The sequence below is a fragment of the Roseiflexus sp. genome, from assembly GCF_057785375.1.
On the sequence record NZ_JBYNRX010000009.1, the window covers coordinates 14,354 to 29,763 of the forward strand.

Consider the following 15,410-nt stretch of genomic DNA (forward strand, 5'->3'; position numbering starts at 1 on the left):
CACCTACAACTCAGCGACGCCCACGCGCTGGTCGCCTGCGGAAATGCTTCAACCGTCCCATTTCAACCTTCGTACCTGCAACGCTGCTCCCCGCCTCTCGCCTCTCCCGCCTCTCGCCTCTCGCCTCACCCCTCCCGGTACCAGTTCCCCGGCAGATCGGCGAGATCGCCGGCGGCGTCGGGGGAGAGTTCGCCCCAGCGGACGACGCCGGATGCCGGGATGCCGTGGCGGGTGCGCAGTCGGGCAAGCAGCCAGGAAAGGGCGCGACGTGATGCAGTGGTGTATCCGGTACGCGGGCGTTCCAGCATAATGCCAATGCTGCTGCGGTTGATGTTGCGCTGCGCGCCATCCCAGTATGCCATGCCGCTGTGGAAGGCGGCGAATTCGTCGTCGATCAACTGGTAGATGGCGCCATCAGCAGCGACGTAGTAGTGCGGCATGCGCGGCGCGCCGGGCATTGCCATGCTTTCGAGCGACTGGCGTGCAGGTCCTTCGTCGCCATGCAGAACGATCAGGCGGATCTTCGAGCCGCTGCGATTGCCATACGCACTTGGTGCGCGCCCGGCGACGGTGAAGCGCTGGATGTGGAAGGCCTCCCATTCCGGTGCAAGCACGGCGCCTGGCGACAGGAGCCTGGCGACCGGCGCGGGAGCGGCGAGCAGCGCCTGTTGCGGACCGAAGATCGCGCTCAGGCGCTTCACGTCGCTCCAGTTCGGCACAATGTTGTAGATTGTGTCGGTGGCGTAGACCTGGAAGTTGTACTGTTTGCCGCCAACGGTGATAGGGTCGGTTTTCCCCAGCGGCGCGCCGAGGTTCCACTGCCGGGCAAGTTGGTGGAATGCCCAGTCGGGGCGGTACTGCTGCCCAGCGGCGGCATAGGTGGCCTTGAGCAGCTCGTCGCGCACCTTTGCCTGCGCCGGGTTGGTGGTGTTGGCAAGGGCGCTGAGGCGCTGGATGTTCTGCCATTCTGTGCCGCGGTTGAAAATCGTGTCGGTGGCGAAGACCTGGTAACTGTAGGAAACGCCGTCTACCACCAGTTTTTTGCTCGGTTCCAGCGGCGGTCCGAGGGTCTGACCGGCGATAGCGTACTGGTGAAATGCCCAGTCGGGGCGAAACGGCGATCCGCCGGTGGCGTAGGTAGCGTCGAGCAGGGCGCGTCCAAGCGTCCCCGCCGGCGGGATGGAACCAGCGAGCAACTGCGACAGGCGTTGCACGTCGCCCCAGTTCGGCGCCTCGCAAAAGAGCGTGTCACGGGCAAACGGCTGGTAGTTGTAGGTCTTCCCGCCGTGTTGCAACCGCTGGCTCTTCGCTGTCGGAAAGCCCAGATTGTTCTCGACAGCGAACTGGTGGAACGCCCAGCTGCTGTTGTACCCCTCGGCGCGGCGGGCGTAACTCTGGTCGAGCAGCGCTTCGGCAAGTTCTTCGATCTCCGGCGGGATGGCGCCGATGGGACCAGGCGGCGGCGGTGGCGGCGGCGCGACGTTGTTGAGCCAGGCATTGACCTCGCCGAGCACCCATTCTTTGGTGACAGCCCATCCCGGGCAGCTTTTCTTGCTGTAGTCACGGTGGAAGGCGAGCAGAGTTGCAGGTGGAATGTTTAACCGCCGCGATAAGCCGCCGAGCACCGCTTTCGTCCCCTCCCACACCGCGCCCGACGGTCGTTCGCGGTCGTAGTCGCCAACCATCTCGACCCCTATCGAGTACCAGCCGGCCTTCAGGCTACCGTTGCCCGGTCCGGCATGGATACCGATATCTTTCAGTGGCGTAAACAGCCAGATGCCGTCGGGAGCGACATAAATGTGGGGGGCGGACGACCATCCTTTACTGGCGTAGTACCGTTGCATGCCCTGCATCGAAGCCAGGCCGCGCCATTGCTGCACTGTTGGGCGCAAGGTGTGGTGCAACACCACTCTTGACGGGGTCAGCTGCCCGAACCGGTAGCGGGCGACATACTCGAGCCATTGTGGAATGGTCAGACAGCGCCCAATCATGGGCGGCACGCCAGTGGTAACGTCTTGTGTGGTCAACGGACACCTCTCCGGCAGAGCGAGAACGATAACCGGATTCGGAACAGATTGCATCGTAGCACAGAGCAAACCCGCGAGTCAAGTTTGACAGACCGTCTCCGGAAGTGTATAATCTCGTATTGGGAATTGACAATCCCCGATAGCTCAACGGTAGAGCGGCTGACTGTTAATCAGTAGGTTCCAGGTTCGAATCCTGGTCGGGGAGCCAGTACACACCCGGTAAAAATATTGGGTGTGTTTCTTTTTCTCACGACACTCGACCCTGGCAGTGAACGTTGGCTGAGCCTGTCGAAGCTAAGCCCGCCGCAAACTGACCGCGCCGCCAACGCAGGCGCTGCGTTGGCTGAGCCTGTCGAAGCCAAGCCCGCCGCAAACTGACCGCGCCGCCAGCGCAGGCGCTGCGTTGGCTGAGCCTGTCGAAGCCAACGCCCACCGCATCTCCGGCAACTCTTCAGGACCAGGCTTTGTGAGAAGCCCATATTACTCCAGAAATACCGGCACATTGGCGTCCCTGGCGCCGGTCAGTCGCATCCGGTCGCACCCGGCGACCCAGGCGGCGCGCGGGTCGCGCCCGGCAGCGACGGCGTCGTAGAATCCCTGCGCGAATGCGCGCGCTGCCTCACTGCTGATCGCTGCGCGCATGGCGATCAACGGCGGCATGCCGAGTCCCGGCGCGGTCAGGCCCGCCGCCGACTCACAGGCGCTTAGGATGACGCAGCGCAGCGCCGGAACACTGGCGAAGGTCTGGAGCAGCGCGGCAAGCGGTACCGGATGCGCATCGCCGGACGAGTCCTGAAACAAGAGCGTACCATTGTCGCCGTGGCTGAGGATGTGGAGGTAGGATGGCTGGAGGCGCAGCAGCGCCTGGTGGAGGTCATCCGGCGCGGCGCGTGGCTCGAAGCGGAAGCGATCCGGGTAGGGCGCCAGGCAGTCGCGCAGCACCCGCTCCTCGACATCCCAGGCGAGCGTAGGTGCGCCGCGCGGCGCGGCGTATGCCGCCAGCACCACGAGTGGCGCGGCAGGCGCGGCGCGAACGATCGTTTGTCTTGTGGCAATGTTTGCCTCATCCGCCTCGATCTCCTCCACCTTTGGTCCGGTGATCTTGGACGCAGCGCCTGCGCCGGGGGCGCTGCCCGCTGCTGCGGGAGCGCCAGCAGCCGGCGCGCCGTGGAGGATCGTCTGCTCCGTGGCAATATGCGCCGCGCGCGCCGTAATCTTCCCGACGGTCGGACCGCTGACCCTGGGCGCGTGGCTGACGCCTTTGAGCGCCGCGAGCTGGCGTTGCATCTCTTCAATGTGCGCGCGCAGCGCCGCTTTCGCCGCTGGCGTGCTGGCGCCCTGTTCCAGCGCCTGTCGCAACCTGGTGATTTCCTGTTCGAGGCGGGAGATGTCATCGGTCATAGGCGGTGCGGTGGTCGAATGGTCCTGTGCGCATTATAGGGCGTGGGGCGGGAATGTGGCAAGGAATGATTTGCAACCCATCGAATCCGTCGCCATATCATCGTCGTCGTTGCCACCGTAGGGGCAGGTCTCAGACCTGCCCCCACCGTGGCGATACCGCGCAACGTTCAACGTTCAATCCCCATCGTCTCCCTGAAAAACGCGATGATCTCGTCCACATGGTCGGTGACATACAGGTACCCGCCATACCGTTCGTTCGACGGCGCCGCAACGACCGGGCGCGCGCGCGGGGTGTTTGCCGCCATTGCCTCAACATCCGCCAGCGACCCCCAACGGTCGCCTTTGCCCTGGATGTAGAGCACGTCAGTGTCGCGCAGGCGGTGCACCCACGCCGCCGGTGCGATCGCGCGAAACGGCGGCGCACCAAATGCCTGGTGGAGCAACCCTCCCATCTGGATCAGCGCCGGACCGGCGGGACCGAGCACGTCGCGCGCGGTGTTCGGCGCAAACACCTGCGCGCTTGTCGGTTGTACGGCCACAATGCTGCGGATGGGGGCGCAATCAGGAGCGGCGCGCAACGCAGCGTTCGCTCCCATCGAATACCCGATCAACCCAATCCGCTCGCCGTCCACGTCCTGCCGCGCGCGCAGCATCGCCACCGCGCCGATCACGTCGCGCGCTTCGTTGACGCCGAACGTCACCGGTATGCTGGCGTCGCTAAGACCATGGTTGCGCAGATCGAAGAGCAGCACGTGAAACCCGGCGCGGCTAAAGGCGGCTGCCGGTGCGAGAAAATCGACCGTGCGATCAGGGAGTATCGTCACGCCGGCGCGGTTGCCGCAGCGGTTCCATGGCCAGCCGTGAACGAACACGATCGCAGGCGCAGGCGAACCGTCGTCATTTGCCCGGTGGATGAACCATCCCCGCAGCGTCACGCCGTCCTGCGATGGAAAGGAAACATCCCCGGCATGCAGGTTCAGATCGGCAGGGTAACGCCACAACGGCTGGCGCGCACTGAAGATCATCAGGCGCAGCGCCTCCGTGGCGCGATACGCCGTCGGACCGACCGCCACCCCAGCCCCCAACCCGACAAGGAACGGCGCAAGCCGCCAGAAACGTGACATGTTCAGTCTCCTGATCGTAAGGACTTCTCATACTAACTTGCGGTCACTCAGACAAGAGAGCGCCCGGTTCGCACGGCGTAACGAGCCATAGCGTGCGTTGGCAGTCGTGGACGCATGACTGCGCCCTGGCATCAGCAGCCCCAAGGGGGCTTGCACGTGCAGTGAGCGCAGTCGAACCGCGTGCGGTGAGCACAGTCGAACCCCGTGCGGTGAGCGCAGTCGAACCGCGTGCAGCGAGGGCGTTCGCCCGCAGCGCCCTGGTAGTAGTGTATGAATGACCGCGCATGAGTGTCAGAAAAGCCGACCCCAAAGCGCGAAGGCAAAAAAACACCTTTGCTGCGCGACTTTCACCTTTGCGTCTGCGCGTCAACCTTTTCGAGAACTGCTGTAGTATACTGTGCTTTGCTATTCTACTCTACTCCGCTGACAACGAAAGAGACTCCGATGTCAGGAATGATTGTAGCGCCAGAACCGATGGCCGTCGAGGCCGGCGCGCAGGTGCTCATGGAGGGCGGCAACGCCGTTGATGCCGCTGTGACCTGCGCCTTTGTCCAGATGATTGTCAACCCGCAGATGTGTGGATTGGGCGGATATGCGCTGGCAGTAGTGCGGCTGGCGGGCGAACCGGCGGTGCGCACGATCCTGCTCGACGCACCCGCGCTCGCCGGTTCGCGGGTGCGCCCCGATATGTGGGTGGATCGCTTTATTGGCATGAACCCGGACGGCTGGGGGTACTTTCTGACCGGCAAAGTCAACGATGTCGGCTACCACGCGATCTGCACGCCGGGTGTGGTGAAAGGACTGGCAACCATGCTGGAGCGCTGGGGGAGCATCGGTTGGGCGCAGGCGCTCGAGCCGGCGATCCGCGTCGCCGAAGAAGGGTTCATGGTCGATACTGTTCTGGCGAACCGCTGGAAAACCCGCGCGATCTACCCGGAGGCAAGTTCGCTCCTCGACTATATTCTGGCAAACGACGAGGCGCGCCGCATCTACCTGACCCCTGATGGACGCCCTTACGACGAGGGGATGATCCTGCGCAACCCCGATTACGCCCGTACCCTGCGCCGTCTCGCCGACGCCGGTCCCAACGATTTCTACCACGGTGAACTGGCGCAGCGCATCGCCGAAGACATTGCCGCCAACGACGGCTTCGTCACTGCCGATGACCTGGCGGAGTATACGCTGCGTGAAGAGATGCCGACAATCGGCACATATCGCGGGTACACCATCGTCTCCTCACAGGCGCCACACGGCGGTCCCACCCTGATCGAGGCGCTGAACATTCTCGAAGGGTGCGATCTGCGCGAACTGGGGCACAACAGCGCTGACTACATCTTCACCGTGGCAATGGCGATGAAAGCTGCGTTTGCGGATCGTAATCGTCATATTGGCGATCCGGCGTTCGATGCCGTCCCCATCAACTGGCTCACGAGCAAAGAGCGTGCCGCACAATGGCGCGCGCAGATCGACGCCGGACAACCGATTGATGTCGCGGCGCTGCCCGGCGGTCCACCCGACACCACCCACGTCAGCGTGGTTGATGCGGCGGGCAACTGCGTTGCACTGACCCACTCGCTCGGCATGTCGTCGGGGGTCATCACGCCGGGTCTCGGTTTTATGTACAACAACTCAATGATCAACTTCAACCCGATTCCCGGTCACCGTAACTCGATTGCACCGCGCAAAGGGCGCACCACCGGCATGGCGCCGACTATCGTGTATGCCGATAACCGTCCGGTGCTGGTCATCGGCGCGCCGGGGGCGAACCGGATCATCACCGGCGTGCTTCAGGCGCTGCTAAACATCATCGACTTCGGAATGAGTCCGGCGGAAGCGGTACAGGCGCCACGGTTCGACTGCCAGGGTGAGCGGATTGTTGTGCAGAACCGCATTCCCGAATACATCTGCGCCGAAGTGCGCAAACGTCACCCGGTGGTGCGCGCGCCGCAGAGTTACGGCGCATTCGGTCTCGTGCAGGTCATCAGCATCGACCCGGTGCGCGGCGGGTTGCGCGGCGCATCCGACCCCGGCGGCGCGGGGATGGCATTGCACATCGGTTGAACGTCGTAGGGACAACCCGGCGGGTTGCCCGCAGTGGGTTGTCGGGAGGACACGAAATCAGCATCCAGAAACCAAGATTGACCGATCCAGGCATATGAGCGTACAATGTCCGGTACATACTACCGTCCTCGATCTCACGACGGGCATATCCGGTTTCATTGCAGCCTTGCCTGCTCCACAGCAATCAATCAAGCATCGTGAGGAGGAACAATCCATGGCAAAACGCAGCGCACGTGATTTGTTCAGCGCCTTTATTGGGTGCATTGGCAGCCTGGCAATGCTGGCCGCTCTGCTGCCTAGCTTACTCTCAAGCGCGATCGGGATGATCCTGATCGGCGGCGCAATTATGACCGGTATCGTGATCGTGCTGAGCGATCTTCTGAGTGGTCGGAATGCGCTCAAAAGTCTGACTTCACTGCAAAAAGCGGTAACCACGAAGGTATCCACGAAGGTCACCAGGGGACACGAAGGACATGCGCTTCATGGTTCTTCCCCTTCGTGCGCTTCGGGTCCTTGGTGGTTCAGCCTGTGTGCAAGCGACATCGGCGCCGTAACCACGAAGGTCACCAAGGGACACGAAGGACATGCGCTTCATGGTTCTGCCCCTTCGTGCGCTTCGGATCCTTGGCGGTTCAGCCTGTGTGCAAGCGACATCGGCGCCGTAACCACGAAGGTCACCAAGGGACACGAAGGACATGCGCTTCATGGTTCTTTCCCTTCGTGCGCTTCGGGTCCTTGGTGGTTCAGCCTTTTTGCAGTGGACTCAAAGTCTGATTGGCGTTGTTCTGATAGGCATGCTGGTCTTCGCATTCGTCTATGCCCCGCTCTGGTATCTTTCGTCGCTGGCGGCTTCGGGCGATCTCTTTCGGTTTAACTTGAGTGGTGTAACCCTCTAATGTCTCAGCGACTTGTGGGGCAAACTCATATATCGCAGTGCGACATCGACAGGTCCTGATCGAAGGCGCATTTGTTGGCATTATTCATAGTGCAGAGACATCCACGCCGTCGCCGATCGCCTGAATTTCGGATAGCGCAAGGCTGTGTTGGAGGCGTCTGCACACTCTATCAGTCCCGCTCTCTGAGGAAGGTGGCTGCAACGCGAGATCCGCCTCTACAGCATCCGAATGCAATCATCATCCATCCCAGGACAGAATCTCATGACCGAACCGTTCACCTTTCCCGACATTACCGACCGGCTCGACATCCATCCAACCGCATATATTTCACCATATGCGTATGTGCACGGCACGGTCAGCATTGGTGCCGATTCGTCGGTGTGGCCCATGGTCGTCATCCGTGGCGACAATGGGTTCATCCGGATTGGCGCGCGCTGCAACATTCAGGATGGCAGCGTGCTCCACGCCGACCCGGACGCCTGGCTGACAATTGGCGACGGGGTGAGCATCGGGCATGCAGCGGTCGTTCACGGCTGCACAGTCGAAGATGATGTGCTGATCGGCATTGGTGCGGTGGTGCTGAACCATGCGCAGATCGGCGCCGGCAGCCTGATTGCGGTGCGCGCGCTGGTGACCGAAGGGATGGTCGTTCCGCCAGGGTCGCTGGTGATGGGCATTCCCGGCGTCATTCGCCCGCTCGGCGAAGGGCGGCTCGAACGGATCCGCCGCACGGCGCAGCGCTATGTGGCGCTGAAAGAGCGTTACCGTTCCTCCGGCGGCTGATCGGTTGATGCGGCATCGGCAGGCAACACCACGCCTCTGTCGATGGACCGGGAACCCTGGTCGAGCGCGTCCTGCACCGGCACAACCTCTGCCACATCACTTGCAGAAGGAATGGGCGGCGTACCGCCTGCGAGAGGTGGTGCGCTCTCGTCGCTCGCGGCTGCTGGCGGTTCGGCTTCGCTCACCGCAAGCGGCGTTTCTGGAAGGGAAGGCGGTACAGCAACCGACGCTGCACCCGGCGACGGCGCTGATGGCGTAGATGTGCTCTCTTCTCCTGCTGCGCGAGCCTGTGGCGCAACCGGAGGCGCAGGGGGAGGCGTCGAACGCTCAACCGACGCGAGTTGTTGCGCAGCAACCATGGGTGAAGGCGACGATGGCGCAGGCGTGGTTTTCGGCAAGCGCGCCGGGGCGTGGTTGGACTGCTCATCGGGCAGAGGCTCGGCTGCGGCGGCAGCGCCAGATGGCGCCTCCTCCAGATCGCGCGCTACCAGGCGCCCGGCGAGTGGGTAAGTGAATCGGTTGCCACGGTAGACCTGGTAGGCGCCGTAGAGAGCGTACAGCGTTGCAGCAATCCCATACCCGATCGGCAGAATCAGACCGAACAACGCCACCCAGAAGGTATCCGGCAGTGTGCCGTCACGGTAGAGATCCGGTCGCAGCGCGGCAGGCAAGAGCGAGAGCAGCACGCATCCAGACCACAGGAGCATCAGCAGCACCACACCCAGCAGCGTGCCTGCCTGGTAGACCAGCGCCTGCACGATGTGCGCGCGCACAAAGCGCGACCTTCGGCGCTGCGTCGCCCAGAGAATGACCGTCAGCACCAGGCCGGTCAAACCTGCGGTATTCGCTACCATGCTGGCGTGCGCCATTGCAGCCGTCAGGCGCTCATCTTCGTCGGTTTGAGCCATAGTGGTTACTCATGCAAATGCATCGCACCGGCGATTATAGCACAGACCTTCCATGTTACAATTATTCTATCCGTTTCTCTCACGCAACGGCAAGGAGCAGGAGAAAAGTTGTGCGGGTCCTCCCGTTGCGCACCCTGCTGCATTATTCCGATGCACTATCACGCTGACGACAGGAATCAACCGCCAATGAATTTCGCAACAATCGACGAGTTACAGCAGGCGCTCGCAGCGCACAATTACATTGCCGACCGACCGCTGGCGACTGCGATTTTTCTGGCGCTGAAATTGCAGAAACCGCTGCTGCTGGAAGGAGAAGCGGGTGTCGGCAAGACCGAGATCGCCAAGACGCTGGCACGGATGCAGGACCACCACCTGATCCGTCTCCAGTGCTACGAAGGTCTCGACGTCAACACAACGATCTATGAATGGAACTACACGCGGCAGATGGTGCAGATCCGCCTGATCGAGGCGCTTGGCGCCGCCGATACGCACACGGCGCTCAATGAAATCTTCAGCCCTGAGTTTCTGATCAAGCGCCCGTTGCTCCAGGCTATCGAAGAGAGTTGGGATCGCCCGCCGGTGCTGCTGATCGACGAGATCGACCGCGCCGACGAAGAGTTTGAGGCGTTCCTGCTCGAACTTCTCTCCGACTGGCAGATCAGCATTCCGGAAATCGGCACCATCCGCGCCAGTCAACCGCCAACGGTCATCATCACCAGCAACCGCACCCGCGAGATTCATGATGCGTTGAAGCGGCGCTGCCTCTTTTACTGGATCGATTATCCGTCGCTCGACAAAGAATTGCAGATCGTCAATGCCAGAGTGCCCGGCGCCTCTGAGCGCCTGTCGCGTCAGGTGGTGGCGTTTGTTCACGAACTGCGCAAACTCGATCTCTTCAAACTCCCCGGCGTCGCCGAAACGCTCGATTGGACGACGGCGCTCATCGCGCTTGATGCGCGCGAACTTACTGCCGATCTCGTCGAGGATACGCTCGGCGCTATTCTGAAATACCAGGACGACATCACACAGGTGCGCGGGCAGGGTGTGCGCTCGCTGCTGGAGAAAGTGGGCGTGTAGAGCCAATACCGTTGCTATGGACGAATCCGAACTGCTTATCCCTCATGGCAACCTGATGACGCACGTGGTGGCGTTCGTCCACCTGCTGCGCAGCACCGGCACGAAGGTCAGCGTCGAGCAGACGATTGACCTGGTGCGGGCGCTGGAACATGTTCCGATGGTGTCGCGCAACGATTTTCGCGCCGCCGCCAGGTGCACGCTGGTCTGTCGGCGTGAGGACCTGCCGGTGTTTGATGCCGCTTTCGATTTCTACTGGCGCACGCAGTCGGGGTTCGATCCGCTCATGCTGGCGATCCCGGTGGTCAAGACGCCGCCAAAACCGCTGCGCCTGCCGCGCCGTCCGCAGAGTCAGGGCGATGGGCGCAACGAGCCGGAGCGTCACGAAGAACAGCAGGAAGAGAAGGTCGGCTTCACCCTCACATTTACCGCTTCTGAAACGCTCCGAACCAAAGATTTCGGCAGTTTCACTTATGAAGAAGTGCAGGCGTGCAAAGACTTGCTGCGCACGCTGGAATGGCGCATCGAGCCGCGCCGCACACGCCGACGCCGTCCGGCGAATCGCCCCGGTGTGATCGATATGCGCCGTCTCCTGCGTCGAAACCTGCGTCATGGCGGCGATCCGATTGAACTGACCTTCCGTGAGCCGCGCTATCGGCAGCGCCCGCTGGTGGTGCTGTGCGACATCAGCGGCTCGATGGATCGCTATAGCCGCATTCTGCTTCAGTTCGTCCACACCATCTCGAACGGCCTGCGCGATGTCGAGGCGTTCGTGTTCGGTACGCGCCTGACCCGCATCACGCGCCTGCTGCGCGAACGCGACATCGACGAAGCTATCGCCGCTGTCAGTAAGCAGGTGGTTGACTGGTCGGGCGGGACGCGCATCGGCGATGCGGTGCGCCACTTCAACTATGTGTGGTCGCGGCGGGTGTTGGGGCGCGGACCGGTGGTGCTGCTGATCAGCGACGGCTGGGACCGCGGCGACCCGCAGGTGCTCGCGCGCGAAATGGCGCGTCTGCAACGCTCGTGCCACCGCCTGATCTGGTTGAACCCATTGCTCGGCAACCCGCGCTACCAGCCGCTTACCCAGGGAATGCAGGCGGCGCTCCCGTTCATCGACGATTTCCTGCCGGTGCACAACCTGGTCAGCCTCGAACAACTCGGCGCAAAACTGGCGATGCTCGGCGCGCGTCGGCCAGAGCGCCGCCAAAACGCCGGTGGGAGAGTGATCGCACAAGTGTAGCTTTCAGGCAAGCCCTTCGATTATATTGCCCGCTTTCGGGCATGAAGACGCCAGGACCTTCACTGCACAGCGCCTCGCCTCAACATCCCCCCGCCCTGAAAAACGCCACATGTGAGAGGGAAGAGTGAGAGATGAAGATGGGAAGGTTCTCAGTTCTCGGCTCTCAGTTCTTGCACGCAAAAGTTGGTATATAATACGCAAATCATCGTACAGACTCCCCATAGGAAAGGAAGTGCGCTATGAAACGTGCGCTCGGATGGCTGATCGCTATTCCGCTTCTTCTGGCGGCATGCGGCGGTCAGCAGGCCGCTCAGACAGGGCAACCGGTGGAAGTGACTCGCATTGTCGAGGTGACCCGCATCGTTGAGGCGACGCCTGCCGACGGTTCTGCGCCGGCTCAACCGGCAGCGACCCCCGCGCCAGCGCCGGCGCCCGCTGCTCCTGCCGGTTTCGGTGAGACGCTGAAGGCGATCCAGGCGCGTGGTAAACTGATCTGCGGCGTCAACAGCCAGGTGCCTGGCTTCGGGTTCGTTGACCCGGCAGGCGCGTTCAGCGGTTTCGACGTTGACTACTGTAAGGCGCTGGCGGCAGCCATTTTCAACGACGTCAGCAAGATCGAATATCGCCCGTTGACCGCCGAGCAGCGCTTCGCTGCACTGCAGAGCGGTGAGATCGATGTGCTCATCCGCAACACCACCTGGACGCTCACCCGCGACACCGACAACGGCGGCAACTTCGTCGCCACCACCTTCTATGACGGTCAGGGCATCATGGTTCCGAAAGCCGCGAATATCGCGAAGCTCGAAGACCTGAATGGCGCCACGATCTGCGTGCAGAAGGGCACGACGACTGAGTTGAACCTGGCGGATCAGATGGCGGCGCGCAATCTGCCCTACACCCCCGCTGTGTTCGAGGACGCCAACAGCACCTTCGCCGCCTACGCCGAAGAGCGCTGCGATGCAGTGACCACCGACAAATCCGGTCTGGTGTCGCGCCGTTCGGTGCTGCCCAACCCCGACGATCACGTCATTCTCGACATAACGCTGTCGAAGGAGCCGCTCGGTCCGATGGTGCGCCAGGGCGACGACCAGTGGTTCGACATTGTGCAGTGGACGGTGTTCGTCACCTTCGCCGCCGAGGAGTTCGGCATCACCTCGCAGAATGTGGATCAGGTCAAAGAGCGTGACACCCGCCCCGAAGTGCGCCGCCTGCTCGGCGCAGATCCGAATGTGGACCTCGGCGCCAAGCTGGGCTTGAGCAAGGAGTGGGCCGCCAATGTCATCAAGGCGGTCGGCAATTACGGCGAAATCTACGACCGTAACCTCGGTCCGAACACGAAGACCGCCATCCCGCGCGGTATCAACAACCTCTACACCCAGGGCGGTTTGCTCTACGCGCCGCCATTCCGGTAAGCCGGTCGGGAGTGAAACCTCGCAGACCGGAAGAGTCTGCGAGGTTTCATAGATGTGGATACGTGCTAGCCATGGAAGCGCCACCGCGCCCCTCATCGCCAATACGACTGAGCCGCGCCTTCTGGCGCGACGAACGAGTCATCCAAATTGCCGTTCAGGTTCTCTTCCTGGCGCTGGTTCTCTGGGTTGGTTCGGTGGCGCTGCGCAACATGTTTACGTCGCTCCAGCAGCAGGGGCTGGCGCTGGGGTTCGATTTCCTCAATAGCGGCGCCGGGTTCGATATTAGCGACGCGCTGATCGCGTATAGCAGCAGTAACACGTTTGCGCGCGCGTTGCAGGTCGGGTTGCTCAATACGATTCTGGTCAGCCTCCTGGGCATTGTGCTCTCCACAATCCTCGGCATGGTGGTCGGCGTTGCGCGTCTCTCCAGCAACTGGCTCGTCAATCGCATGGCGTGGGTGTTCGTGGAGATTATGCGCAATGTGCCGCTGCTGGTGCTACTCGTCTTCATCTACACCGCCTTCTTTCTGAAACTGCCGCGCGCGCGGCAGGCGGTGAGCATTGGTCCGGTCTATCTGAGCAATCGCGGCGTGGCGATGCCCTGGGGCGAACCGACCGATACCTGGTCGCTCTACCTCTCCGTCCTCGCCGGTGCGCTGATCGCGGGTGTGCTGGCGGGGTTCGCCATGCGCTGGTGGCAGGAGCGTAGCGGCCGTCCGCGCCCGCTGGTCTGGCCCCCGCTGCTGACCATGGCAGTCATTGCGATAGCCGGATGGGTCGTGCTGCCGCAACCGCCGTTGACCATCTCGTATCCCGAAATCGCCGGGTTTAACTTTCAGGGCGGGAAGGTATTGTCGCCGGAATTCATGGCGCTGCTGATTGGACTCGTCATCTACACCGCCGGGTTCATTGGCGAAGTGGTGCGCGCCGGTATTCAGGCCGTTCCCAAAGGGCAGGTCGAAGCGGCGCGCGCCCTGGGGCTGACACCGTTGCGCACGCTGCGGCTGGTCGTCTTTCCGCAGGCGCTGCGCCTGATTATTCCGCCAATGACCAATCAGTATCTGAACCTGACCAAAAACTCGACGCTCGCCGTCGCCATCGGGTATCCCGACCTGTTCGCCATCTCCGGGACGATTATCAATCAGACCGGGCGCGCGGTTGAGATGATTACTGTGGTGATGGGGGTGTACCTGATCTTGAGCCTGCTTACGTCGTTGATCATGAACTGGTACAACCGCCGCGTCCGTCTGGTGGAGCGCTGACGATGAGCGCCAATACGCCGACCGTCTCCAAAACCGCAGAGCCGCTGCCGCCGCCGACCGAACGGTATAGCGTGGTGCGCTGGCTCCATAAGAACCTGTTCAGCACCTGGTACAACGCGCTCCTCACGGTTGTCATGCTGGCGCTGGCGGCGCTGCTGGTGCGCGGCGTGCTGGAATGGGCGCTCACACAGGCGCGCTGGGAGGTCATCAGCGCCAACCTGCGCCTGTTTATGGTTGGGCAGTACCCGGTGACGGCGCTCTGGCGCATCTGGGCATGCGTGGCGCTCCTGGCGTTCCTGATCGGTATGTCGTGGGGCATCTGGGGCAGGATGCAACGCGGCGGAGCAGTGGCGTTCGGCGCGCTTCCCTTCATCCTGGCGATCATCACATCCGACGAACCATCGCGTGTTGCGCTGGTGATCACCGGCATCGCCGGCATTGTCGGGTATGCGTTGAGCTGGCGCTGGGGCGCGGTGGTGCAACGGGTCAGCATCATTGGCTGGATTCTCTACTTCCCAATCCTGTTTGTGCTGGTCAGCGGGTTGGACGCCGCTGATAGCGTGCTGCCGCCTGTGCCGACCAACCTGTGGGGCGGGTTGCTGCTCACGCTGCTTTTGACGGTGGTGGGCATCGTGTTTTCCTTCCCGCTCGGCGTCTTGCTGGCGCTGGGGCGGCAGTCGAAATTGCCGGTGATCAACTGGCTCTGTGTGATCTACATTGAGCTGATCCGCGGCGTGCCGTTCATCAGTGTGCTGTTTATGGCGCAACTGATGCTGCCGCTGTTCCTGCCGGGCATCACCATTGATCGGGTGGTGCGCGCGATGGCAGGGGTGATTATTTTCAGCGCCGCCTACCTCGCCGAAAATGTGCGCGGCGGGTTGCAGTCGATCCCGCGTGGTCAGCACGAAGCAGCACGCGCCCTCGGTCTGAGTCCCTGGCAGACGACGCTGCTCATCATCCTGCCGCAGGCGCTCAGAGCCGTGATTCCGATTCTGGTCGGGCAGTTCATCGCCTTGTTCAAAGATACTTCGCTTGTGGTGATCGTCGGCCTGCTCGACCTCATGGGCATCGCCAGAACCGTTCTCGCGCAGCCGGACTTTCTGGGGTTGCAGGCGGAGGTCTATATCTTCGTCGCATTTGTCTACGGCGTCTTTTGCTATCTGATGTCGGCATTCAGCCAGCGATTGGAAGCGCACCTGCATATAGGACGTTAATTCGG

At 62.3% G+C, this 15,410-nt stretch carries 12 protein-coding genes and 1 tRNA gene; 9 read left to right on the forward strand and 4 right to left on the reverse strand.

The window, feature by feature from the left end:
* Positions 1-125 precede the first annotated feature (125 nt).
* Positions 126-2,027: an N-acetylmuramoyl-L-alanine amidase gene (locus AC3EA7_RS01565; protein ID WP_488612267.1), complete on the reverse strand. Its 1,902-nt coding sequence runs from the start codon at positions 2,025-2,027 to the stop codon at positions 126-128.
* Between the two features lie 133 nt (positions 2,028-2,160).
* Between AC3EA7_RS01565 and AC3EA7_RS01570 the strand changes: the two genes are divergently transcribed.
* A tRNA-Asn gene (locus tag AC3EA7_RS01570) sits at positions 2,161-2,235 on the forward strand.
* Positions 2,236-2,507: 272 nt separating this feature from the next.
* Here the strand turns inward: AC3EA7_RS01570 and AC3EA7_RS01575 are convergent.
* Together AC3EA7_RS01575 and AC3EA7_RS01580 are read right to left on the reverse strand one after the other, a co-directional pair.
* Positions 2,508-3,428 (reverse strand): CHAT domain-containing protein, encoded by a 921-nt coding sequence (locus AC3EA7_RS01575; protein WP_488612268.1) that lies wholly within the window; start codon positions 3,426-3,428, stop codon positions 2,508-2,510.
* A gap of 167 nt (positions 3,429-3,595) precedes the next feature.
* Positions 3,596-4,552, reverse strand: a complete 957-nt coding sequence (locus AC3EA7_RS01580) for an alpha/beta hydrolase family protein (protein ID WP_488612269.1) — start codon at positions 4,550-4,552, stop codon at positions 3,596-3,598.
* A gap of 444 nt (positions 4,553-4,996) precedes the next feature.
* Between AC3EA7_RS01580 and ggt the strand changes: the two genes are divergently transcribed.
* The 3 genes from ggt (at position 4,997) to AC3EA7_RS01595 (ending at position 8,292) form a co-directional block, all read left to right on the forward strand.
* Positions 4,997-6,613 (forward strand): gamma-glutamyltransferase, encoded by a 1,617-nt coding sequence (gene ggt, locus AC3EA7_RS01585; RefSeq protein WP_488612270.1) that lies wholly within the window; start codon positions 4,997-4,999, stop codon positions 6,611-6,613.
* 214 nt (positions 6,614-6,827) lie between these two features.
* The gene (locus AC3EA7_RS01590) at positions 6,828-7,487 is read left to right on the forward strand and encodes a hypothetical protein (protein WP_488612271.1); all 660 of its coding nucleotides are present in this window, start codon (positions 6,828-6,830) and stop codon (positions 7,485-7,487) included.
* Between the two features lie 283 nt (positions 7,488-7,770).
* The gene (locus AC3EA7_RS01595) at positions 7,771-8,292 is read left to right on the forward strand and encodes a gamma carbonic anhydrase family protein (protein ID WP_488612272.1); all 522 of its coding nucleotides are present in this window, start codon (positions 7,771-7,773) and stop codon (positions 8,290-8,292) included.
* On the opposite strand, the gene AC3EA7_RS01600 is transcribed toward AC3EA7_RS01595, so the two are convergent.
* A complete protein-coding gene (locus AC3EA7_RS01600) occupies positions 8,271-9,200 on the reverse strand; it encodes a DUF4870 domain-containing protein (protein ID WP_488612273.1) in 930 nt (309 codons plus the stop codon). The genes AC3EA7_RS01595 and AC3EA7_RS01600 overlap by 22 nt on opposite strands.
* 186 nt (positions 9,201-9,386) lie before the next feature.
* On the opposite strand from AC3EA7_RS01600, the gene AC3EA7_RS01605 reads away from it, so the two are divergent.
* The 5 genes from AC3EA7_RS01605 (at position 9,387) to AC3EA7_RS01625 (ending at position 15,405) form a co-directional block, all read left to right on the forward strand.
* Positions 9,387-10,277 carry an AAA family ATPase gene (locus AC3EA7_RS01605; protein WP_488612274.1) on the forward strand — a complete coding sequence of 297 codons (891 nt, stop codon included), beginning with the start codon at positions 9,387-9,389 and terminating at the stop codon, positions 10,275-10,277.
* 16 nt (positions 10,278-10,293) lie between these two features.
* Positions 10,294-11,517 carry a vWA domain-containing protein gene (locus AC3EA7_RS01610; RefSeq protein WP_488612275.1) on the forward strand — a complete coding sequence of 408 codons (1,224 nt, stop codon included), beginning with the start codon at positions 10,294-10,296 and terminating at the stop codon, positions 11,515-11,517.
* Between the two features lie 239 nt (positions 11,518-11,756).
* Positions 11,757-12,929 carry an amino acid ABC transporter substrate-binding protein gene (locus AC3EA7_RS01615; protein WP_488612276.1) on the forward strand — a complete coding sequence of 391 codons (1,173 nt, stop codon included), beginning with the start codon at positions 11,757-11,759 and terminating at the stop codon, positions 12,927-12,929.
* Between the two features lie 71 nt (positions 12,930-13,000).
* Positions 13,001-14,191, forward strand: coding sequence for an amino acid ABC transporter permease (locus AC3EA7_RS01620; RefSeq protein ID WP_488612277.1), 1,191 nt, complete (start codon positions 13,001-13,003; stop codon positions 14,189-14,191).
* A 2-nt stretch (positions 14,192-14,193) separates the two neighbouring features.
* Entirely contained in the window at positions 14,194-15,405 is a 1,212-nt protein-coding gene (locus AC3EA7_RS01625) for an amino acid ABC transporter permease (protein ID WP_488612278.1), read from the forward strand.
* The last annotated feature ends 5 nt before the right edge of the window (positions 15,406-15,410 follow it).